Annotated in this window: 18 protein-coding genes; 4 read left to right on the top strand and 14 right to left on the bottom strand. The window is 61.7% G+C overall.

Annotation, left to right across the window (positions count from 1 at the left end; all coding sequences use genetic code 11):
* The first annotated feature begins 43 nt into the window (after positions 1 to 43).
* Positions 44 to 2,179, top strand: a complete 2,136-nt coding sequence (locus tag F0A16_RS06200; RefSeq protein WP_149434494.1) for a phosphatase PAP2 family protein — start codon at positions 44 to 46, stop codon at positions 2,177 to 2,179.
* A gap of 113 nt (positions 2,180 to 2,292) precedes the next feature.
* Here the strand turns inward: F0A16_RS06200 and F0A16_RS06195 are convergent, their stop codons facing one another.
* Positions 2,293 to 3,396, bottom strand: coding sequence for a 3-deoxy-7-phosphoheptulonate synthase (locus F0A16_RS06195; protein ID WP_149434493.1), 1,104 nt, complete (start codon positions 3,394 to 3,396; stop codon positions 2,293 to 2,295).
* A 130-nt stretch (positions 3,397 to 3,526) separates the two neighbouring features.
* A complete protein-coding gene (locus F0A16_RS22105; RefSeq protein WP_275401750.1) occupies positions 3,527 to 3,652 on the bottom strand; it encodes a hypothetical protein in 126 nt (41 codons plus the stop codon).
* Between the two features lie 182 nt (positions 3,653 to 3,834).
* Here F0A16_RS22105 and F0A16_RS06190 point away from each other — a divergent pair, with 182 nt between their 5' ends.
* Both F0A16_RS06190 and F0A16_RS06185 read left to right on the top strand, forming a co-directional pair.
* The gene (locus F0A16_RS06190) at positions 3,835 to 4,389 is read left to right on the top strand and encodes a sigma-70 family RNA polymerase sigma factor (RefSeq protein WP_149434492.1); all 555 of its coding nucleotides are present in this window, start codon (positions 3,835 to 3,837) and stop codon (positions 4,387 to 4,389) included.
* Positions 4,368 to 5,075 (top strand): anti-sigma factor, encoded by a 708-nt coding sequence (locus F0A16_RS06185; protein WP_149434491.1) that lies wholly within the window; start codon positions 4,368 to 4,370, stop codon positions 5,073 to 5,075. Before F0A16_RS06190 ends, F0A16_RS06185 begins: the two co-directional genes overlap by 22 nt.
* 69 nt (positions 5,076 to 5,144) lie before the next feature.
* On the opposite strand, the gene folM is transcribed toward F0A16_RS06185, so the two are convergent.
* The 5 genes from folM to F0A16_RS06160 form a co-directional block, all read right to left on the bottom strand.
* Complete coding sequence (folM, locus tag F0A16_RS06180) at positions 5,145 to 5,837, bottom strand: dihydromonapterin reductase (RefSeq protein WP_149434490.1); 693 nt, start codon at positions 5,835 to 5,837, stop codon at positions 5,145 to 5,147.
* Positions 5,834 to 6,646 (bottom strand): FAD-binding oxidoreductase, encoded by an 813-nt coding sequence (locus tag F0A16_RS06175; protein WP_149434489.1) that lies wholly within the window; start codon positions 6,644 to 6,646, stop codon positions 5,834 to 5,836. Before F0A16_RS06175 ends, folM begins: the two co-directional genes overlap by 4 nt.
* Positions 6,647 to 6,666: 20 nt before the next feature.
* On the bottom strand, positions 6,667 to 8,184 hold the full coding sequence (gene ubiD / locus F0A16_RS06170) for a 4-hydroxy-3-polyprenylbenzoate decarboxylase (RefSeq protein WP_149434488.1): 1,518 nt from the start codon (positions 8,182 to 8,184) through the stop codon (positions 6,667 to 6,669).
* A gap of 222 nt (positions 8,185 to 8,406) precedes the next feature.
* Entirely contained in the window at positions 8,407 to 9,666 is a 1,260-nt protein-coding gene (gene rho, locus F0A16_RS06165) for a transcription termination factor Rho (protein WP_110602257.1), read from the bottom strand.
* A 424-nt stretch (positions 9,667 to 10,090) separates the two neighbouring features.
* Positions 10,091 to 10,423: a thioredoxin family protein gene (locus tag F0A16_RS06160; RefSeq protein WP_187775917.1), complete on the bottom strand. Its 333-nt coding sequence runs from the start codon at positions 10,421 to 10,423 to the stop codon at positions 10,091 to 10,093.
* Positions 10,424 to 10,613: 190 nt separating this feature from the next.
* Between F0A16_RS06160 and F0A16_RS06155 the strand changes: the two genes are divergently transcribed.
* Entirely contained in the window at positions 10,614 to 12,122 is a 1,509-nt protein-coding gene (locus tag F0A16_RS06155; protein WP_149434486.1) for a Ppx/GppA phosphatase family protein, read from the top strand.
* A gap of 13 nt (positions 12,123 to 12,135) precedes the next feature.
* Here the strand turns inward: F0A16_RS06155 and tilS are convergent, their stop codons facing one another.
* From tilS to fabZ, 7 genes are all read right to left on the bottom strand, one after another.
* Positions 12,136 to 13,446: a tRNA lysidine(34) synthetase TilS gene (gene tilS, locus F0A16_RS06150; RefSeq protein WP_149434485.1), complete on the bottom strand. Its 1,311-nt coding sequence runs from the start codon at positions 13,444 to 13,446 to the stop codon at positions 12,136 to 12,138.
* A 186-nt stretch (positions 13,447 to 13,632) separates the two neighbouring features.
* Entirely contained in the window at positions 13,633 to 14,586 is a 954-nt protein-coding gene (locus F0A16_RS06145; RefSeq protein ID WP_149434484.1) for an acetyl-CoA carboxylase carboxyltransferase subunit alpha, read from the bottom strand.
* A 123-nt stretch (positions 14,587 to 14,709) separates the two neighbouring features.
* Complete coding sequence (gene dnaE, locus F0A16_RS06140) at positions 14,710 to 18,219, bottom strand: DNA polymerase III subunit alpha (protein ID WP_149434483.1); 3,510 nt, start codon at positions 18,217 to 18,219, stop codon at positions 14,710 to 14,712.
* 163 nt (positions 18,220 to 18,382) lie between these two features.
* Positions 18,383 to 19,006, bottom strand: a complete 624-nt coding sequence (gene rnhB, locus F0A16_RS06135) for a ribonuclease HII (protein WP_187775916.1) — start codon at positions 19,004 to 19,006, stop codon at positions 18,383 to 18,385.
* A gap of 8 nt (positions 19,007 to 19,014) precedes the next feature.
* The gene (lpxB, locus tag F0A16_RS06130; protein WP_149434482.1) at positions 19,015 to 20,184 is read right to left on the bottom strand and encodes a lipid-A-disaccharide synthase; all 1,170 of its coding nucleotides are present in this window, start codon (positions 20,182 to 20,184) and stop codon (positions 19,015 to 19,017) included.
* 10 nt (positions 20,185 to 20,194) lie between these two features.
* Positions 20,195 to 20,962: an acyl-ACP--UDP-N-acetylglucosamine O-acyltransferase gene (gene lpxA, locus F0A16_RS06125; RefSeq protein WP_149434481.1), complete on the bottom strand. Its 768-nt coding sequence runs from the start codon at positions 20,960 to 20,962 to the stop codon at positions 20,195 to 20,197.
* Positions 20,959 to 21,402, bottom strand: a complete 444-nt coding sequence (gene fabZ, locus F0A16_RS06120) for a 3-hydroxyacyl-ACP dehydratase FabZ (protein WP_149434589.1) — start codon at positions 21,400 to 21,402, stop codon at positions 20,959 to 20,961. The genes lpxA and fabZ overlap by 4 nt, the downstream gene beginning before the upstream one ends.
* Positions 21,403 to 21,485: the final 83 nt, after the last annotated feature.

Here is a 21,485-nt window from a genome sequence, read left to right as displayed (position 1 = left end):
TGCCTACCGGGCCGATTCGACACAAGAATGGCGAAATACCTATATGAGCGACGCAATCAAGTTGAAGAAACACCATTTGTACCTGGCCATCGTGGCCGCGACAGCACTAGCGCTGGCTGGTTGTTCGGACGACGATCATGACCACGACGACTCATCGGCCGCCACCAAGCCGGCCAAGCCTACCGGATTAGGCTCAGAGCAGACGGTGGATATTCCACAGGTCGACTATCCGCTGCCTTCGGTTGATAACGCCGAGAACAATGCCGACGGCAGCCTACGCTATACGCTTGGCCAAAACCCCATCGCCTATCTACTACGCGGAATCAACGAAATCTGGCATGGGACCTCCGAGACTTGGCAGAATGCCGCCAATGGCAACGGCCCTGATGATTATCTGCCTGATCCGATCCTCGACCCCAAGATCTGGAAGGAGAATATCCAGTACGTCGTCGATGTGACGCAGAATCGCACCGACGAGCAGGCCATCCTGGCCTTCCTGGACGATCAGCGCAGCAAAAACTATAGCGTCATCGACGGCTATGGCCCCTTGACCGAAGCCTATGTCGAAGGCTCCGACGCCTATGTGGACATCCCGGTGCCGACAGTGGATCAGGTCCTGGTCGACGCCAACTACCAATCTTCCCACAATGACAATATCGCCTTCGCTGGCAACACAAGCGCCGATCTGGGCGCCGTCGTCTCCCTGGTCGATCTCTTCCGCCAGCGCTCGCCCGCCTCCACCAGCGCCTCCAAGTACATCTTCTCGACACCGCGTCCGTGGCGCATGAACGATAGCGGCGAGATCGACTTCCTCGGCACCGACAGGCATTACACCTGTACCGACAGCGAAGGCACCGCATCGACGGTTACCTACGACCGCTACACCAGTAGCGTCGAGGTCGTGCCCGGCCTGATGTGCTCGCGCCGCGCGCATGACGCCGAGAAGGAAGCCGACGGACTCTATACCGCCGAAACCGAGAACCGGCGCAAGGATGGCGGCTATCCCAGCGGCCATACCAATGCCGGCTATCTCGCCGCGATGGCCTATGCCTACGCCCTGCCGCAACGTTATTCGGCAATGCTGACGCGGGGGTCCCAACTGGGCGAGGATCGTATCGTCGCGGGCATGCACTCTCCGGTCGACGTGATCGGCGGACGTATTCACGCCCTGAGCGTTGCCAGCTACGCCTTGAATAATGGTGGAGAGAGCGAAGCCGAAGCTGCCTCCGAGCAGGCCCAGCAGTATTTCGGTGATATGGCAGGAGCCGAAGGCATGAGCCTTTACGAGTTCGCCCACCAGAGCATCGACGATAGTGACGAGACAGGGCTGATCGATGGCAACATGATCAATACGGCAGTCTATGACAACAACGACTACGACGATCATGGCGCCAACAAGAAGCTGTACCGTCAGCGTCTGACCTATGGCCTGTCTCAGAACAAAGACGAAGCCGGTCAGGATCCGGTCGTGCCCGCAGGTGCCGAAGCGCTGCTGAAGTCGCGCCAGCCCTATCTGAGCGATGAGCAGCGTCGCGCAGTGCTGGCCACCACGGAAATCGACTCCGGCTATCCGATTCTGGATGACAGCAACGGCTGGGGGCGTCTGGACCTGGTCACCGCCGCCGATGGCTACGGCGCTTTCGATGGCGATGTCAGTGTGACGATGGATGCCAGCGAAGGTGGCTTCAACGCCCACGACTGGTGGCGTAACGATATTGACGGCAAAGGCATGCTGACACTGACCCAGGACAACAGCGGCCGGCTGACCCTGACCGGCGACAACAGCTACAGCGGTGGCATCCTGTTGCAGGGCGGTACGCTGGAAGCCGCTTCCGCTTCCGCTTTCGGCACGGGCGACGTGTACGTCGAAAACGGGACACTGCGGATCAATCCCGCCGATGACAAGGCGCTGGAAATCGGCGGCAACCTCACCATGGAAAATGGCACGTTGGCGATGTCCATGGATGAAGACAACAGCCAAATTACCGTCGGCCAGCAGGTCTATATCGCAGGCGGCACGCTGAAGCTGGATTTCGCTGACGATGGGCCAACCGCCGGCACCAAATTCACCCTGATCAACGGCGCTACCGTGAGTGGTACCTTCGGCAACGTGGATGCGGGCGATGTCAACGTCGAGCTGAGCTATAGCGACAGCGGTATCGCCGCCACGGTCCAGTAGACAGCGCGACTCACATAGCCTATCGAGGCTACTCCAGCAGAATGATGGCAGCGTCCGCGTCTGGGGCCGCGGGCGCTACCATAGCCATACCACACTTCCCAACTCAGCCCTGCTCAACTCTGTTGCGGGCGGCGCTCTTCACTCTCCTGCCCAAGCCCCGCGGCAACCCGTATCAATAGCTGTTCGGTAGTCTCCCAGCCTAGGCAGGCGTCGGTGATCGATACGCCGTAGCGCAGCGCAGCGGGGTTGAGCGCCTGCTTGCCTTCGAACAGGTGGCTTTCGAGCATCACGCCGATCAGGCTTCGGTCACCAGCCAGTCGCTGCTTCAGCACATCGTAGAGAACTTCCGTCTGGCGTCGATGATCCTTGTGCGAATTGGCATGACTGCAGTCGACCATGATCCTCGCTTCGAGTCCCGCCTGCGACATCGCCCGGCGACTGGCGGCAACGCTCCCGGCATCGTGATTGGGCCCGTCCCGCCCACCGCGAAGCACCAGATGCGTGGCAGAATTGCCCGGCGTCTCGATCATCGCCGGGCCACCGTCTTCGGTCACACCGAAGTGGCGATGCGAATGGGCCGCCGATTGCATGGCGGCGATAGCGACGTCGACATTGCCCTGAGTGCCGTTCTTGAACCCTACCGCCGCCGCCAGCCCGCTGGCGAGTTCACGATGAATCTGGGATTCGGTGGTACGGGCGCCGATTGCCACCCAGCTCAGCAAATCGTCGAAGTAGGACGCTGCCATCGGCTGCAGCAGTTCCGTCGCGACCGGCAAGCCCAGCTCGGCAATATCTCGCATCAGCCGTCTCGCCATGGCCAGACCCGCGGCCATGTCGTCACTGCCATCGAGGTGGGGGTCGTAGGCCAGCCCTTTCCAACCGACGGTGGTGCGCGGCTTCTCGACGTAGACCCGCATCACCAGCAGCAGTCGATCTCCCAGTGCTTCATTGAGTGCCGCCAGACGCTCGGCATACTCCAGCGCCGCGACAGGATCGTGTATCGAACAAGGGCCGGTGACGACCAGCAGGCGATCATCCTCACCCTCGACGATGGCCCGAATGGCCTCGCGGCTCGCGGCGATCCGAGCCTCGAGCGCTGGACCCAACGGCAATCTCTGACGCAGTTCCTGCGCCGTCGGCAATGGCAGCGCTCTGACGGAAGATGATGATGCCGGTGTCGACTGGGCCGGTTTCAATTCGGATGTGGCAGCGTCCATAACGATCTCATTCCAGGTGATGTTCAAGAATCGAGACCTAAAAACGCGAGAACCCCCGGGTGGGCCTGCCATCCGGGGGTTCTTGATGCGAGGAGGCAGCCCGGTTCCGGGCGTGCCTCGCGGGTTCAGGTCATGTTGACCAACCGGCGGGCACGCCAGTCCTAAACCAATAGCCATAACCGAAGAACGCAAACGCCATCGCACCGCCAACGGCGTTGGTGGTGTCGATGAAACGTGAATCGTGGCGTTCGGTCATGTCGCTTTCCGCTTTCTCGCAAACGTGCTGTGCATGAAGTCGTGGCTCTATCCTAACGTGGCGGCACGGTTTGACAAGTCTTTTGGTGCCAAACAGTGGACAGGCTTCCCTCTGGGCTTTACTTGTTCGATCTCGTTGACGAGACTGCTAGCCAAGAAAAAGAAAGAATTCAAAGGACTTTCATGGCCTACCCGCCTCATGACGTGTTGATCGACAATCTCCAGGCTTGCGCGCGCGGCGATGGCCCTGCCTTCGAAAAGCTCTACCGCGCGACCAGCCCGCATCTGTATGCGCAGTTGCTGCGTATCGTCAGGCAGGAAGCAGCGGCTCAGGACTGTCTGCAACTGGTATACCTCCGCGTGTGGCAAGTGGCCGGCCAGTACGACGCCGGTCGTGCCCGGCCGATGACCTGGCTTTCGACGCTCACGCGCAACATCGGTATCGACTGGCTCAGGCGCCAACGGCCACAGGAGACCGAAGGCGACGCCATCATCGAGACACTGCCGAGCGCATCGGATGTCGAGAGCGAGAGCGATATCAATCAACAGGCAGAGTCGCTTCAACTTTGCTTGACCGAATTGACGACGCAGCAGCGTCAGGCCCTCGAACTCGCATTTTTCGAGGGCCTGACACATCACGATCTGGCATCCCACCTGGGCACGCCGCTGGGCACCGTCAAGAGCTGGGTCCGAAGAGGCCTCGAGAGGTTGAAAGCATGCATGACACGTTTCGCCTGACCGATCCCGAGGAGCGCGAGATGGCTGCCGGCGAATACGTCCTGGGCACCCTGACGGGCGATCAGCGGGCCGAATTCGAGGCTCTGCTGGCGGTCAGCGCGGATCTCCAGCACAGCGTCGAAACCTGGCGCGAACGGCTGCAACTCTTCAACCAGCAACTGGAGCCCGTCGCGCCTCCCAAAGGGCTTTGGCCAGATATCGCGACGCGCCTGAGGCTGAAGACCGGACTGTCGCAACGACTAGGTTTCTGGCGGGCGTTCAGCGGGCTCGCGACGGCGGCGGCGCTGATCCTGACGGTGATCGCGCTGACACCACAGGAACCGGCAATGATGCCTGGCGAATATGTCTTCGTGATCAATTACGGAAATCAGGAGCCTGGTTGGATTGTCAACGCATCGAATGACGGCACGATGATGATCCAGGCCATCGATCCCGACCCCATGCCAAAGGGCAAGGCTTGCGAGTTGTGGATAATGGATAACGGCACACCTATCTCGCTGGGCATGCTACCAAGCAAAGGACAGATGAAGACGCAAATGCCGAAGCAACTGCTTACGCAGTTGAACAATATCAGACTTACCGTCAGCATCGAGCCAAGCGCAGGCGCGCCCGATGGTAAACCGACAGGGCCGATCATGGACCATGGCAAACTCATGCCGATCCGCGGCCGTACGGTGTCGCTGTAGTTTTCTGGACGGGATGTTCTCCCTGCCAACTTTTCTGATACGGGCAAATTAGGTTCACTTCCTTTGCCCTCAAACCGAATATCTACCACCATCGACAGGTACAACGGTACCGCTGACGAAATCATTATCGAGCAGATAGCGAAGGGTTTGATAGATCACTCCCGGCCCCGGCACGCGCCGCTCGCGACTGCCATCCCCGTCATCCCCCTCGTTGAGCATCACCAGACCAGGCGCGATGGCGTTGACCTGAATCGTCGGCGCGAACTGGGCAGCGAACGATCGAGTCAGACTTTCGAGTCCGGCTTTGGTGGCAGCATACGCCGACTGACCCGACGCGCCACGCTGTACCACGCTGTCGGTGATATGCACGATATCGCGCTGCGGTTCCTGGCAGGCTTCCAACAGGCTTCTGGCATGCAGATTGATAAGGTACGGGGCCTGCATATGAACCCGGAACAGGCGCTCGAAGGTGGCTCCTGCCGCCTCCGGCTCGGGATCCGACAACCATTCACCGGCATTGTGGATGATGGCGCGCAGACTCGAGGTGCTGTCGCGGAGACGGGCGATAAAATCGAGAATCCCGGCTTCACTCCCAAAATCCGCCGCCAGCGTCACCGCGCCCCGCTCTCGTAGCCCCGACAATGTCTCCCGCTCCCGACGATAGGTGACGATCACCGGATGCCCGTCATCCAGCAGCCGTTCGGCGCAGTGACGTCCCAAACGTTGCGCCCCTCCGGTTATCAGGATCGGGGATTGGCTCATGACTCACTCTCCCCCGGCATCAGCGGCGCCTGCGCCGGATCGCCCTCGGGCAGTGGCAGGAATGGTACTCGTGGCGCATAGCTGAAGACGTCGGAATGCACCTGATGCTCGGCGAGCCCCAGCGGCGCCAGCGTGTCCACACAGGCATAGACCATGCCCGGCGATCCGGCGAGATAGATCTCCCTGCCCACCAACGACCCGGGCTCTCCGCCCAGAACGTCGGCCAGCACCTCGTCGATACGTCCGGTGTGCCAGTGAATGCCGGGCAAACTCTCGAGAGCGGCTTCCGGAGTCTCGACCACGGCGTGAAGCGCCACGTTCGAATACCTCAGCGCCCATTCCTGGGCCAGGGTCTCGGCATAAAGATCGCGACGCTCACGCACCGCCCACCAGATCGATATTTCTCTATCGGGGTTTTCGGTCAATGCCGCCTCGACGATGGCCTTGATCTGGGCAAAGCCGGTGCCGGCCGCAATCAGCAGCAGGGGCTCCGGGCGACCGGCGGGGAGCGTACATTCACCGTTGGGCAGCCGCACCGACAGTCGGTTGCGATGAGTCAACAGCTCCCGCAGGCGTGCCGAGTGGGTGCGTTCGGGCCAGTGTTGAATATGCAGCTCCAGTCGCCCGTCGCCGGTCTCGGCGCAGGCAATCGAAAAAGGCACCCAGGTGTCTGGCTGCAGTTCCAGTTCGAGATACTGTCCGGGCGCATGGGCGATCGCCTCGGCACGCCCCTCCAGTATCACCCGGAACACATCGGGTGTCAGATCCTCGACGGACTCCACTTGGCAGGTCAAAGTCCTGACCGTCATGTTCACCTCGCTACTTGCCGTCATGCCGCCCCATCATTCGAGGATTTTCCAGTCCGCGCCAGTGGCGGCGCGATATCGATGCCATAGCTGTCCCAGCGCTCGTCGACCCGCGATTTGATCGTCGGATCCATGACGATGGGCTCGCCCCACTCGCGCGTGGTCTCGCCCGGCCACTTGTTGGTCGCATCCAGCCCCATCTTCGATCCCAACCCTGCCGTCGGCGAGGCGAAATCGAGATAGTCGATCGGCGTGTTCTCCACCATCACCGTATCCCGAGCGGGATCCATTCGCGTGGTGATCGCCCAGATCACGTCTTCCCAGTTACGCGCGTCGACATCGTCGTCCAGCACGATCACGAACTTGGTGTACATGAACTGACGCAGGAAACTCCATACCCCCATCATCACGCGCTTGGCATGGCCGGGATACTGCTTCTTCATGGTGACTACCGCCATGCGGTAGGAACACCCTTCCGGTGGCAGGTAGAAGTCGACTATCTCGGGAAACTGCTTGCACAGGATCGGCACGAACACTTCGTTGAGTGCCAGGCCGAGTACGGCGGGTTCGTCCGGTGGCCGGCCGGTATAGGTCGAATGGTAGATCGGGTCCCGCCGATGGGTAATGCGCTCGACGGTGAACACGGGGAAATGCTCGACTTCGTTGTAGTAGCCGGTGTGATCGCCGTAGGGTCCTTCGGCCGCCATGTCGTCCGGGTAAATGAAACCCTCCAGTACGATCTCGCTGGAGGCCGGAACTTCCAGGTCGGCGTGGCCACACTTGACCAGCTCGGTCCGCGAGCCACGCAGCAGCCCGGCGAACGCGTACTCGGAGAGCGTGTCCGGTACCGGTGTCACGGCACCGAGGATGGTCGCCGGATCGGCGCCCAACGCCACTGCCACCGGAAAAGGTTCGCCGGGGTGCGCCTGCTGCCACTCGCGGAAATCCAGCGCCCCGCCCCGGTGGCTCAGCCAGCGCATGATCAGCCGGTTCCTGCCGAGCTTCTGCTGACGATAGATGCCCAGGTTCTGCCGCGACTTGTGCGGCCCCCTGGTCACCACCAGCGCCCAGGTCACCAGCGGCGCGACATCGCCGGGCCAGCAGTGCTGAATCGGCAGGCGGTCGAGGTCCACATCCTCGCCCTCGAGCACCACCTGCTGACACGGCGCGGAACGCAATGTCTTCGGCCCCATGCTCATGACCTGCTTGAAGATCGGCAGCTTTTCCCAGGCGTCCTTGAGGCCTTTGGGCGGGTCGGGCTCCTTGAGGAACGCCAGCAGCTTACCCACCTCCCGCAGCGCTTCGACACTCTCCTGCCCCATGCCGAAGGCGACCCGCTCAGGGGTGCCGAACAGATTCCCCAGTACCGGCATGTCGCTGCCCTTGACATTCTCGAACAGCAGCGCGGGCCCGCCGGCGCGCAGGGTACGGTCGCAGATCTCGGTGATCTCCAGATAGGGATCCACCTCCACCGTGACACGCTTGAGTTCACCGCGTGACTCCAGCGCCGCGATGAAATCCCGTAAATCGTGATATTTCATACCGTTGCCCGCATCCCGCTATCCAAGAACGCAAAGAGGGCAGCATAACATGCCGCCCTCTATTTTCTGCTTTGTCCCAGAGATCTCACGAAACGTTGAGAGCTGGCTGAGCGAACGAAGATGAGACAAGGCGGAAAATCGCGAGAGCGCGGAGTTTACGAGAGTAAATGAGCAGCTTGAGCGATTTTCCAACGCAGTATCATCGAGTGCAGCCAGCCAGAATCAACGTCTTTTCATGGCTTCGAAGAATTCAAGATTGGTCTTGGTATCCTTGAGACGATCGATCAGGAACTCGGTGGCCGCGACGTCATCCATCGGGTTGAGCAGCTTGCGCAGAATCCACATGCGCTGCATCTCTTCTTCGGACGCAATCAGATCCTCGCGGCGTGTACCCGAGCGGCGAATATTGAATGCCGGGTAGACGCGCCGCTCCGCCAGCTTCCGATCCAGATGGGCTTCCATGTTGCCGGTGCCCTTGAACTCCTCGAAGATCACTTCATCCATCTTCGAGCCGGTATCGACCAGCGCCGTGGCGAGAATGGTGAGACTACCTCCCTCTTCGATGTTACGGGCAGCACCGAAGAAGCGCTTGGGCTTCTCGAGGGCGTGGGCGTCGACACCACCGGTCAATACTTTACCGGAGGACGGCACGACAGTGTTGTAGGCACGAGCCAGGCGAGTGATCGAGTCGAGCAGGATGACCACGTCTTTCTTGTGCTCGACCAGCCGCTTGGCTTTCTCGATCACCATCTCGGCGACCTGAACGTGACGTGCCGGCGGCTCGTCGAAAGTCGAGGCCACGACTTCGCCTCGTACCGTGCGCGACATCTCGGTCACCTCTTCCGGCCGCTCGTCGATCAGCAGCACGATCATGTGACATTCAGGATTGTTGCGCGTGATCGAGGTAGCGATGTTCTGCAGCATCAAGGTCTTGCCGGCCTTGGGCGGCGACACGATCAGTCCGCGCTGGCCCTTGCCGATCGGCGCCGTGAGATCGATCACGCGTGCCGTGATGTCTTCGGTGGAACCGTTGCCGATCTCCATCACCATCCGTTCCTGCGGGAACAGTGGCGTCAGGTTCTCGAACAGGATCTTGTGCTTGGCGTTTTCCGGCTTGTCGAAATTGATTTCGTTGACTTTCAACAGCGCGAAATAGCGCTCGCCCTCTTTCGGCGGCCGAATCTTGCCGGAGATCGAGTCGCCCTTGCGAAGATTGAAGCGGCGAATCTGGGACGGAGAGACGTAAATGTCGTCGGGACCGGCGAGATAGGAGGAGTCGGCGCTACGCAGGAAACCGAATCCATCCTGCAGAATCTCCAGGACGCCATCGCCGTAGATGTCTTCGCCGCTCTTCGCATGCTTTTTCAGGATGGCGAAGATGATGTCCTGCTTGCGTGAGCGCGCCAGATTATCGATGCCCATTTCTCGGGCGATATCCAGCAGTTCAGGAACGGATTTTTGCTTGAGTTCGGTTAGATTCATGAGTTCGGTCAGAGAGGGCTCGTGTCGCAGGCAATGACTTTTGCCGAGATAGAAAAGAAGGACAAGAGGCGGTCAGTTCAAACGCCGCGCGGCGCGTTCAGTCGTCCCAGAAGCCAGGCGCTTCGCATGGTCTATTGGCCCTGCCATCAACGCAGGTCGGGATGCCGACTTGCCGTATGACCAAGGTGCCGGGAGAGCGATTCGATTCGCCTGCAATCTCGCGGAAAGAGTCATCCGAAAGAGTTGTCGCTATCCAAAAATCGGCGTTGGCCGAGAATCGGTACTGGGATTGACTGACGACTTGGGGGACCGCGACGCGGTCGAGAAGCATTCGGAACAGGCGAACGTCCAGATGGTAGACAAGCTATCTTCCGAAAGCAAGTAACGATATGGAGATCGTGGGCCATGATATCAAGTGTCGCGACTAATGACGCGTACACTCCTCGCCCACCTGCAACAGCTGCTGCTCCGACAATGCCCCGACACGCGTCAATCGAGGCTCCCCGGCGACGAACAAAATCATCGTGGGCGTTCCCTTGACCCCGTAGCGTTCGGCCAGCGTCGGCTCGCGGTCGACATCCACCACGCCCACCGGCACGCCGATGATCGACTCGTGCGAGACCGAGGACAGTCGGGATAACAGCGTTTCGCAGGGCGGACACCAGTCGGCGACGAAGATCGCCAACCAGGGCGATTCCCGCTCTTCACGCTGTTGCTCGAAAGTCTCGCTATTCAAATGATGCCGCGATGGCTGCATGAGCATCCGTCTCGATCGTGAAAGTGACCTCGTCTTGCAGCATGCCTGCCACCCCGACGATTGACAAGGCCACGTCCCCACCGCAATCTTGAGCCACCCGACGCAGGGCCTCGGATGCCAGGAACGACGTGGCGTCGACGTTGCCCTGTGGACATCCATCTTCTACGCCAGCCTTCGAGGACGCCACGCCATGAGCGGGAAGTCGACCGCCAAAGACGCGACGCGCCGTCTGGCCGCCATCGATCTCGGTTCCAACAGTTTTCATCTGTTGGTGGCCAACTATCAGGACAGTCAGCTACAGGTCGTCGCCAAAATGGGCGAGAAAGTCCAGCTCGCAGCCGGACTGGACGACCAAGAGAACTTCACCGACGCGGCCATGGATCGAGCGCTGGCGTGCCTGGAACGCTTTGCGCCTTTTCTTGCTGGCGTCGCCGCCGCCGATTTGCGCATCGTCGGTACCAATGCGCTCCGCTCGGCCCGTAACGCGCGCGCGCTGATCGATCGTGCCGAGGCCTTGATCGGCCATCCGATCGAGATCATCGGCGGTCGTGAAGAAGCCCGCCTGATCTACCTGGGGGCCGCCCATGCGCTGGCCGAGGTCCACGGCCGACGCCTGATCGTCGATATCGGCGGCGGGTCCACCGAGTTCATCATCGGCGAGGATTTCCAGCCGCAGGAGCTGGAGAGCCTTCACATGGGCTGTGTCGCCTACACTGGCGCGTTCTTCGCCAATGGCGAACTCAGCGAGAAACGTTTCCGACGCGCCGAGATGGCCGCGCTTTCCGAACTGGCCAACATCCAGCGCCAATACTGCCGGCTGGGGTGGCAAGACCCGATCGGCTCCAGCGGCACGATCAAGGCGGTGGCGGCCGTGACCGGTGCACGAGGAGACGGGGACGCCACGTTGATCGAACGCGACGCCCTGATGAAGCTGCGGAAAAGACTGGTCGGCTTCGGTCAACTGGACAAAGTCGCCATGGAAGGCCTCAAGGAGGACCGGGCACGCGTGTTCCCGGCTGGGGTTGCCATCCTCTGCGCGGTGTTCGAGGCCTTCGACCTCCAGCGCATGCGCTACTCCGATGGCGCGCTACGTGAAGGCGTGCTGTTCGATCTGATCGGCCGCAACACACCGGAGGATTCTCGCCGTCACAGCGTGGAACTGCTGATGCGTCGCTACAGCGTCGAGGCATCCCATGCCGACCATGTGACGGAAACCGCCATGGTCGCGTTCGACCAGGTGAGTGAGTCGTGGGCCCTCGGTGAGGAACAGCGACTATTCCTGGTCTGGGCGGCCCAGTTGCACGAGATCGGACTGGCGATCTCCCACAGCCAGTTCCATCGCCACGGAGCCTATCTCATCGAGTACTCCGACCTGACCGGTTTCTCGCGTCCCGAGCAACAGGCGCTGGCTTTTCTGGTACGCGCGCATCGGCGCAAGTTTGCCCAGAAAGAGCTGGAGGCTCTGCCCAGTGCCATACAGCCGACCTACTGCCGACTGGCCCGCCTGCTTCGCCTGGCGGTCATGCTCAATCATCCGCGTCCGGAGCAAGCGCCGGTCAATTTCCAGCTAGCCTGCAACGGTGACGATCTGCACCTCTCGCTACCGGAAATCAGCTTTCAGGCATTACTGCTCAACGATCTCGAACAGGAAGCCGATTATCAGAAGACCGCAGGATTGGCGTTGACCTACGACGTCTGAACGCGACGCCATTTCAGGCGTCGCCTTCGGACCGTGCACTCGCCGCCGCCGGACGAATCGGCAATGCCGTCTGTCGCCATCCCTCTGCCGTCAGCGCGCCCAGCACGGCGACGAGTTCTTCACCTTGCCACACCAGCGGTAGCCGATCGCGCCGCCAGGGTGGAATGCCGGCCTCCTGGAACAGCCGCTTGATATCTCGCAAGCCCCGGCCAGCCAGGCGCATGGTCTCGCCGCCCCGTCGCAGGCCGACTCGCAACATCGGCCTGGCGGCGTCATGCAACGAGGATCGCAGCTCCCATGAATGACGCCCCCAGGGCGTCTCGAGCGGCGACTGGCCATCCCAGAGCCGCTGCCAGTCGAGATCGATCGCCACCAGCGGCGCCATCAGAAATAGATGATGGCGCCAGATTCGTGCCTCGCCACCCATCCAGGCGATAGCGGGCAACCGGTCCCCACCGGATACGCCCAACTGGCGCTCGAGCTCGACCAGGCGTTTGGCTGGCGGGGCGGGAAGTCCTTGACGTTGAAGCGCATGACGCACCAGCAGGCGCAGGCGGGACGGGGTCAGCGTTCGCAGTGTCGTCAACGGCAAGCGCTCCGGGTCACCACCGGCGCGGGCAAGATCGATCTCCGCCAGCTCTCCCAGTAGTTCATCGGCCTCCTGCAGGTGCGCGACGCTGCGCCCCACGGCGTCGGCAGCCCGCGGCCAGCGCTCGGCCAGCCGCGGCGTTACCCGGTGGCGCAGGAAGTTGCGGTCGTGCCGGAGATTCTGGTTGGAGGGGTCCTCGCACCAGGCGATGCCCCGATGCCGGGCCTCCCGCGCGAGATCGGACCGGGGCAGCGTCAACCATGGACGCTCGATTCGAAGCCCCCGCCATTGCCGCGTTGCGGGCATGCCCGCCAGACCTCGCACGCCACTGCCCCGCAGTGCCGCCAACAGGAACGTCTCGACCTGATCGTCAGCGTGCTGCGCCAGCCACAAACGGTCGCCGACAGAGAGCGTTTCGACAAACGCCCGGTAGCGGGCTTCCCGGGCCGCGGCCTCGAGCCCCCGACCCTCCGATTCTACCTCGACATGGGCCACACTCAGCGGTACCGCCAGCGCCTGACACAGCTCCCGACAGTGCGTCTCGAAACCGCCCGCCGCCGCCTGCAGTCCGTGGTTGACGTGAACCGCCCGCAGCTCGATGCCACGCCGACGCGCCAGTGGCGCCACCAGATGCAACAACAGCGAAGAGTCGAGACCACCGGAGAGCGCCACCCAAACGACACGCCCCGGCACATGATCCGCCAAGGCGTTATCGACAAATCGTTGTAGCGTCATATATCAACTCCTCCTGGGCGCAGGAAGAGGGGCTTCGAGGACGACCAGATCAGCCCTCAACCTAGAGTGACTGCGCGAGCGACACTCAGACAAGGCGAGCGCGAGCGAGGATGCGCAGTGTAGTTCGCTACATGAGCAGTCCGAGCGAGCGTTCAACGCCGTATGAGTGAGCGCAGCCAGTCATTTTTACTGAGGGGCGCCGTAAGACATCAAACGCCCATACCGCCGTTCGAGCAACGTCTCGGTATCCATCGCCTGCAGCCGCTCCAGACTTCCCGACAGCGCTTCCCTCACCCTTTCGGCGGTCTTGCGAGGATTGCGGTGGGCGCCACCCAACGGCTCGTCGATCAGCGTATCCACGAAGCCCAACTCCTTCAGACGCGAGGCGGTGATGCCCATGGCGTGCGCGGCCTCCGACGCCTTCTCGGCACTCTTCCACAGAATCGAAGCGCAGCCTTCCGGGGAGATGACCGAATAGGTGGAGTACTGCAGCATCTGCAACTCGTCGCAGACCCCGATGGCCAGTGCGCCACCGGAACCACCCTCGCCGATGACCGTGGCGATGATCGGCGTCTTCAATCGCGACATCACCGCCAGATTGTAGGCAATCGCTTCCGACTGGCCACGCTCTTCGGCATCGATTCCGGGATAGGCACCGGGCGTGTCGATGAAGGTCAGCACCGGCATCTTGAAACGTTCGGCCATCTCCATCAGGCGGCAAGCCTTGCGGTATCCCTCAGGACGCGGCATGCCGAAGTTGCGCCGCACCTTCTCCTTCACGTCGCGGCCTTTCTGGTGACCGATGATCATCACCGGCTTGTCGTCCAGGCGCGCCACGCCACCCACCAGCGCGGCATCGTCGGCAAAATGGCGATCGCCATGCAGTTCATCGAAGTCGGTGAAGATGCTGTCGAGATAATCGAGCGTGTAGGGGCGCTGCGGATGGCGGGACAGCTGCGTGACCTGCCAGGCGGTCAGGTCACGGAAGATCTGCTCGGTAAGCTTGCGGCTCTTCTCTTCGAGCTTGCCGATCTCGTCACTCAGGCTGATGCGGCTATCGTTACCGACCAGACGCAGCTCTTCGATCTTGGCCTGAAGTTCGGCAATCGGTTGTTCAAAGTCTAGATAATTGGGATTCATAGAGCTTCTACTGTGTGATCCTGGCAAGCTTCGGTGTCTGAAATACGAGCGACTGGCGTGCCGCGAAACGGATTATTATCGCACCTTCACGAGTGTTAGCAAGGAGCTGCACCCGGTGCGACGTCAGCCGCCACGGTAGCGTAATGCGACGTTTTCATAGCCCTCGACCTCGCGAAGTGCCGTCATCAGCTCGTCGCTGGGCGACACCTTCCATGAGGCCGCCAGCTCGAAACAGCCACTGGCCTTGGCGTTGCGATAGCGCACGCGCACGGGCAGACCGGCTTCGCTCAGCCACGGCGAGAGACTGTCGTGCAACGTGCGAGAGAAACGCCCATTGAGCTGGCCGCCATCGACGGACAGCTCCACCGCCTCGCCGAAACGCGCGCGCGCGTCAGCCATCAGGGTGACGTCCTTGCTGCGCAGACGCAAACCGCCGGAGTAGTCGTCGCTGGAGACTTCTCCCTCGATGATCAGCACCTGATCGGCGGTGAGTTTCCCGCGCACCTGATCGAACAGCTCGCCGAACAGCGAGGCTTCGATACGACCGGTGCGGTCATCGAGGGTGACGAACGCCATGGTGTCGCCACGCTTGGACTTCATGGTCCGCATCGCGACGACCAGCCCGGCGACCCGTTGAGGTTCGCGAGAGGGTTTGAGATCGACGATGCGTGTCGCCACGAAGCGTTTGAGTTCATGCTCGTACTCATCGATCGGGTGGCCGGTGAGATAGAGACCAAGCGTATCCTTCTCGCCAGCCAGTCGCTCCTTGTCGCTCCAGTCCCGAGCGTGCCGATAGTCGGCGTAGATGTCCTGATTCTCGTCGGCTTCGACAAACGCCTCGCCGAACATGTCCATCATGCCCAGGTTCTGGTTGGCCTGGTTCTGCGACGCCGCCTTGATGGCCGCATCCAGGGAGACCGCCAGCACCGCTCGCGACGGTCCCAGCTTATCCAGTGCGCCGGAGCGGATCAGGGCTTCGAGGGTGCGCTTGTTCATGCGCTTGCCATCGATGCGGCGACAGAAATCGAACAGATCGGAAAATTCGCCTTCGGCTTCCCGCGCCTCGACAATGGCGCCGATCGGTCCCTCGCCGACGCCGCGAATCGCGCCGAGCCCGTAGACGACCTGGCCGTCTTCGTCGACGGTGAACTTGTAGGCGCCGACGTTGACGTTGGGCGGCGTCACCGTCAGCCCGATGTGGCGGCACTCCTCGATCAAGGGCACGACCTTGTCGAGGTTGTCCATTTCCGTCGAGAGCACCGCCGCCATGAATGGCGCGGGATAATGCGCCTTCAGCCAGGCGGTCTGGTAGGAGACCAGGCCGTAGGCGGCCGAGTGCGACTTGTTGAAGCCATAACCGGCGAATTTCTCCACCAGGTCGAACAGGTTGCCGGCCAGATCCTTGTCGATGCCGTTGGCGGCGCACCCCTCCATGAAACCGGCGCGCTGCTTGGCCATCTCCTCGGGCTTCTTCTTGCCCATGGCACGGCGCAGCATGTCGGCCTGGCCCAGTGTGTAGCCCGCCAGCACCTGGGCGATCTGCATGACCTGTTCCTGATACAGAATGATGCCGTAGGTCGGCTCCAGTACCGGCTTGAGCAGCTCATGCTGATAATCCGCGCTGGGATAGGCGAGTTCGGCACGGCCATGCTTGCGGTTGATGAAGTCGTCGACCATGCCGGACTGCAACGGCCCCGGGCGGAACAGTGCCACCAGTGCGATCATGTCCTCCAGCGAGTCCGGCTGCAGGCGCTTGATCAACTCCTTCATGCCCCGCGATTCGAGCTGGAACACTGCCGTCGTCTCGGCCTTCTTGAGCATGTCGAAGGTCGGCTTGTCGTCCAGCGGAATGGTGCTGATATCGAGCGGGCCGACGCCATCGCGAGCACGCACCACATCGACCATCTCCAACGCCCAGTCGATGATCGTCAACGTCCGCAGGCCGAGAAAGTCGAACTTGACCAGTCCGGCGTCCTCGACGTCGTTCTTGTCGAACTGCACCATCAGTCCGGAGCCGTTCTCCTCGCACAACAGCGGCGAGAAATCGGTCAGCTTGGTCGGCGCAATGACCACGCCCCCGGCATGCTTGCCGGTACCCCGGGTGATGCCCTCGAGCTTGAGCGCCATCTCCCAGATTTCGGCGGCTTCCTCATCGTACTCGAGATACTCCTTGAGCTGCGGCTCCTGCTCGATCGCCTTGGCCAGCGTCATGCCGACCTCGAACGGAATCAGCTTGGAGAGCTTGTCGCCCATCGAGTACGGCTTGCCCTGGGCACGCGCGACGTCACGCACCACGGCCTTGGCCGCCATGGTGCCGAAGGTGACGATCTGGGATACCGCGTCACGGCCGTAACGATTGGCCACGTAGTCGATGACCCGATCGCGTTTCTCCATGCAGAAGTCGACATCGAAGTCGGGCATCGAGACACGTTCCGGATTGAGGAAGCGTTCGAACAGCAGGTCGTATTCGAGCGGATCTAGATCGGTGATCTTGAGCACATAGGCGACCAGCGAGCCGGCACCCGAACCTCGCCCCGGCCCGACGGGGATGTCGTTGTCCTTGGCCCACTGGATGAAGTCCATCACGATCAAGAAGTAACCGGGAAACCCCATCTCGAGGATGATATCGAGCTCGAAATCGAGTCGCTTGCGATACGCCGGCTCGTGCTCCGCCAGTGAGCGGCCGGGATAGATCGGCGTGTCGCCCTTGAACAGCTGGTTCAAACGATCGGTGAGACCGTCATGGGAGATCTTGCGGAAGAACTCGTCCTGGGTCAGGCCCTCGGGAATCGGGTATTCGGGCAGAAATATCTCACCCAGACGCACGCTGGCACTGCAGCGGGCAGCGATCATCACGCTGTTCTCGAGCGCCTCGGGAATATCGGCGAAGAGCTCGGCCATCTCCTCGGGTGTCTTCAGATACTGCTCTTCGCTATATCGTTTCTCGCGACGAGGATCTTCCAGCGCCTTGCCCTCGCCGATCGAGACGCGAGTCTCGTGCGCCCAATAGTCGTCGCGTTCGAGAAAGCGCACGTCATTGGTCGCCACCACCGGCACACCGCTCTCGCTGGCCAGGCGAACGGAGTGATGCACGCACTCCTCGTCGTACTGGCGGCCGGTGCGCTGCAGCTCGAGATAGAAACGCCCGGAAAAATGTCGCTGCCACTCATCCAGCAGTTGACGTGCAGTGGCCACCTGCTCGGCAATCAGGAACCGCCCGATTTCCCCCTCCCGGGCGCCGGACAGCGCGATGAGTCCCTCGTTCTGCTCGAAGACCCAAGCCTTGTCGAGAATCGCCATGTTCTGCCGCTGGCCGTCGGTCCAGGCCCGCGAGATCAGTTCGGTCAGATTGCGGTAGCCGGTATCGTTCATCGCCAGCAGAGTCAGACGATAAGGGTGGCTCTCATCGTGCGCGTTGTGCAGCCACAGGTCGGCACCAATGATCGGCTTCAGGCCAGCCCCCTGGGCCGCCTTGTAGACCTTCACCAGGCCGAACAAATTGGTATCGTCGGTCACGGCCACGGCCGGCATGCCGGCCTCGGCGGTGGCATTGATCAACGGTTTGAGTCGAATCAGGCCATCGACCAGAGAGTATTCGCTGTGAACACGAAGGTGAACGAAGGGTGTTGTCATGACGAACTCGAGTCAGGCGGCGAATGGATTCGGATATCGGGCAATCGATCCCGTCATGCGGACGGCAACGCCGTTAACGTATCGACGTGGCCAGCGCATCGGCAGGACAAGCATGCCCAAAGGCGGTACGAGCCACAATGGGTCTATCGGTCAAATGAAGCGCTCACACCCCGGCGAGCCGCTCTCTAACCGGCGCGAAGGAGCTGCGATGCTCCGTCAGCGGCCCCAGACGGGCCAGCGCCTCGAGATGTTCCGGCGTCGGATACCCCTTGTGACGACGGAATCCGTATTCCGGATAGCTTGCATCGAGATCCAACATCTGCGCATCCCGGGCCACCTTGGCCAGAATCGACGCTGCGCTGATGGCAGGATGCCGAAGATCGCCCTTGACCACGGCCTGTCCCGGGCAGGCGTGGCCGGGTAACCGATTGCCATCGACCAGCAGATACTCGGCCGGTGTCGGCAGCGCGTCGATCGCCCGCCGCATCGCCAGATGCGTGGCGTGATAGATGTTGAGCGAGTCGATCTCCCGCGGCGAGGCCTCGGCGATGGAGAACGCCAGCGCGCATTCGCGAATCCGGAGATCGAGCGCTTCGCGACGCGCGGCACTCAGGCACTTGGAGTCGGTCAGTCCGTCGATCGGACACCCGGGGTCTAGGATGACCGCGGCGGCCACGACCGAGCCGATCAGCGGCCCTCGCCCCACCTCGTCGACACCGGCGATCAGGTGCCCTTCGTACTCGATGACGATGTCCGGCCAGACGGATGGCGAAGATTTCAATGGCATGGCTTCTCTCATTCACCATTCTCGAGCTCGAGACCCAGCACCCCGTGCCCGACCAGTGATGTGATGGCGCTTGCAGCTCGCTCGCTGGCGCCGCGCTGCAGCTCGGCGTGCATCGCCACGAAACGCTGTTCGAGTGCCAACCGCACCGGCTCGTCCTCGAACCAGGGCAGTAGCGTCTCGACCAGCGACTCGGGGGTCACCGCATTCTGGATCAGCTCCGGCACCAGAGTTTCCTGCGCGATCAGGTTTGGCAACGAGATCCAGCGCGTCTTGACCAGTCGTTGCGCCAGCCAATAGGTGGCGGGCGCCATACGGTAGGCGACCACCATGGGACGGTGGCACAGCATGGTTTCCAACGCAGCCGTGCCGGAAGTCAACAGCACCGCATCGGCAGCCGTCATTACCTCCCGCGAGCGGCCCTCGACGATCACCGTGTCGGCGGCCAGATCGGGAAATTGCGCGAGCAGAGCCTCGAGCTCTCGCTGCCGTTCGGGAGAGGCGGCAGGGACGGCCACCTGCAACGCACCGAGGCGCTGGCGTAGTGCCGACGCCGCTCGCAGAAACAGCTCGCCCTGAAAACGGATCTCGTTGCCGCGCGATCCTGGCAGCACGGCCAAGGTCGGCACATCGGGGGCAAGTCCGAGTTCTCGCCGCGCCGCGTCGCGATCGTTGACCAGCGGCAGCTCATCGGCCAGCGGATGGCCAACATAGGCGACCGGCACACGATGTTCGGCGTAAAAGTCGGCCTCGAACGGCAGAAAGGTGAGCATGCCGTCGACCGCCTTGGCGATCGTCTTCACCCGTCCCTGTCGCCAGGCCCAGACCGAGGGACTGACGTAGTGGGCGGTACACACGCCCTGATCGTGCAGTTGTCGCTCGAGGCCGATGTTGAAGTCCGGTGCGTCGATACCGACCATGATGTCGGGACGCCAGGCAAGCGCGTCGCGCTTGAGATGACGACGCACCTTGATCAGGCCAGGCAGGTGCTTCAACACCTCGACCAGGCCCATCACCGACAGGGTTTCCAGGGGATAGAGCGAATCGAGCCCCTGTGCCTGCATCCGCGGGCCTCCGATGCCACGGAACTCGATGTCTGCGTGACGGCGCTTCAACGCCTGCATCAGTCCGGCGCCGAGAATATCGCCCGACAGCTCCCCGGCCACGAGATAGACGCGCATCCGCCCTCTCCTAGCGGATGATACCGCGCTGGGAAACCTTGAGAGAATCGATGAAGCGGCGCGTCTCGTCGAGCGAGAACCGGTTCTCGATTTCGCCGACGGCCTGTTCGAGCGTCAGCCCCTTGCGATAGACCAGACGGTAAGCTTCACCCAATGCCTTGATCGCCTCGGCGGAGAACCCACGGCGTTTGAGACCGATGGAGTTCAGCCCGTGGGGTGCAGCCGGATTGCCGTTGACCATGATGAAGGCCGGAATATCCTTGGTGATCGCGGAACAACCGCCGACCATCGCATGTTCGCCCATATGGGCGAACTGGTGGATGGCGGATAGCCCGCCGATGATGGCGAAATCCCCCAGGGTCACGTGGCCGGCCAGCGTGGCCTGATTGGCGAGAATGCAGTCGTTGCCGATCAGGCAGTCATGCCCTACGTGGGAATAGGCCATGAACAGATTGCGGTCGCCGATGGTGGTGACACCGCGATCCTGAATGGTGCCTCGATGGATCGTCACGCTCTCGCGAACGACGTTATCGTCCCCCATTTCAAGCCGCGTCGGCTCGCCGGCGTACTTCTTGTCCTGGCAGTCTTCTCCGACCGAAGCGAATTGAAAGATTCGGTTGCGCTTGCCGAGTCGAGTCGGCCCCTTGAGCACGACATGCGGCCCGATCACGCTCCCGGCATCGATCTCGACGTCGGCTCCGATCACGCTGAATGGACCGACTTCGACGTCGTCGGCCAGTCGGGCAGAGGGATCGACGATGGCGGAGGGATGAATCAAGCGATTTTCCTCTCGGCGCAGATGATTTCCGCCTCGCAGGCCAATTCGTCACCAACCGTTGCCTGGCAAGCAAACTTCCAGATGCCTCGCTTGCCCTTGATGACATTGGCCTCGAGCCGCAGTTGATCTCCCGGCATGACCGGGCGCTTGAAGCGTACGTTATCACTACCGACCAGATAGTAGACATAGCCGTCGGCCGGCAGTTTGTTGACGGTCTTGAAACCGAGAATGCCACAGGCCTGGGCCATTGCTTCGATGATCAGCACGCCAGGCATGATCGGATGATGAGGAAAATGACCGTTGAAGAAGGGTTCGTTGATGCTGACGTTCTTGTACGCCACGATCGACTCGCCAATCGTGATTTCCATCACGCGATCTACCAATAAAAATGGATAACGATGCGGTAGATATTCGCGAATCTGGTTGATGTCCATGATCATCAATACAACCTCTGAAATAACGAAATGCCCGCCATGAAGGCAGGCACAGGGCGGCAAAACGGCGTTCACCCGTGTGGGCGGGC

Source organism: Salinicola corii (assembly GCF_008298015.1).
GTDB classification, from domain to species: Bacteria; Pseudomonadota; Gammaproteobacteria; order Pseudomonadales; family Halomonadaceae; genus Salinicola; species Salinicola corii.
Note: the sequence above shows the minus strand (reverse complement) of the source record. Positions and strands in the feature narration are given on the sequence as shown.

Excerpts from the sequence above, each read along its gene's own strand:
- F0A16_RS06200 (WP_149434494.1), top strand. The coding sequence starts at position 44 with ATGAGCGACGCAATCAAGTTGAAGAAACACCATTTGTACCTGGCCATC.
- F0A16_RS06195 (WP_149434493.1), bottom strand. The coding sequence starts at position 3,396 with ATGGACGCTGCCACATCCGAATTGAAACCGGCCCAGTCGACACCGGCA.
- F0A16_RS22105 (WP_275401750.1), bottom strand. The coding sequence starts at position 3,652 with ATGACCGAACGCCACGATTCACGTTTCATCGACACCACCAACGCCGTT.
- F0A16_RS06190 (WP_149434492.1), top strand. The coding sequence starts at position 3,835 with ATGGCCTACCCGCCTCATGACGTGTTGATCGACAATCTCCAGGCTTGC.
- F0A16_RS06185 (WP_149434491.1), top strand. The coding sequence starts at position 4,368 with ATGCATGACACGTTTCGCCTGACCGATCCCGAGGAGCGCGAGATGGCT.
- folM (WP_149434490.1), bottom strand. The coding sequence starts at position 5,837 with ATGAGCCAATCCCCGATCCTGATAACCGGAGGGGCGCAACGTTTGGGA.
- F0A16_RS06175 (WP_149434489.1), bottom strand. The coding sequence starts at position 6,646 with ATGACGGTCAGGACTTTGACCTGCCAAGTGGAGTCCGTCGAGGATCTG.
- ubiD (WP_149434488.1), bottom strand. The coding sequence starts at position 8,184 with ATGAAATATCACGATTTACGGGATTTCATCGCGGCGCTGGAGTCACGC.
- rho (WP_110602257.1), bottom strand. The coding sequence starts at position 9,666 with ATGAATCTAACCGAACTCAAGCAAAAATCCGTTCCTGAACTGCTGGAT.
- F0A16_RS06160 (WP_187775917.1), bottom strand. The coding sequence starts at position 10,423 with ATGCAGCCATCGCGGCATCATTTGAATAGCGAGACTTTCGAGCAACAG.
- F0A16_RS06155 (WP_149434486.1), top strand. The coding sequence starts at position 10,614 with ATGAGCGGGAAGTCGACCGCCAAAGACGCGACGCGCCGTCTGGCCGCC.
- tilS (WP_149434485.1), bottom strand. The coding sequence starts at position 13,446 with ATGACGCTACAACGATTTGTCGATAACGCCTTGGCGGATCATGTGCCG.
- F0A16_RS06145 (WP_149434484.1), bottom strand. The coding sequence starts at position 14,586 with ATGAATCCCAATTATCTAGACTTTGAACAACCGATTGCCGAACTTCAG.
- dnaE (WP_149434483.1), bottom strand. The coding sequence starts at position 18,219 with ATGACAACACCCTTCGTTCACCTTCGTGTTCACAGCGAATACTCTCTG.
- rnhB (WP_187775916.1), bottom strand. The coding sequence starts at position 19,006 with ATGCCATTGAAATCTTCGCCATCCGTCTGGCCGGACATCGTCATCGAG.
- lpxB (WP_149434482.1), bottom strand. The coding sequence starts at position 20,184 with ATGCGCGTCTATCTCGTGGCCGGGGAGCTGTCGGGCGATATTCTCGGC.
- fabZ (WP_149434589.1), bottom strand. The coding sequence starts at position 21,402 with ATGATCATGGACATCAACCAGATTCGCGAATATCTACCGCATCGTTAT.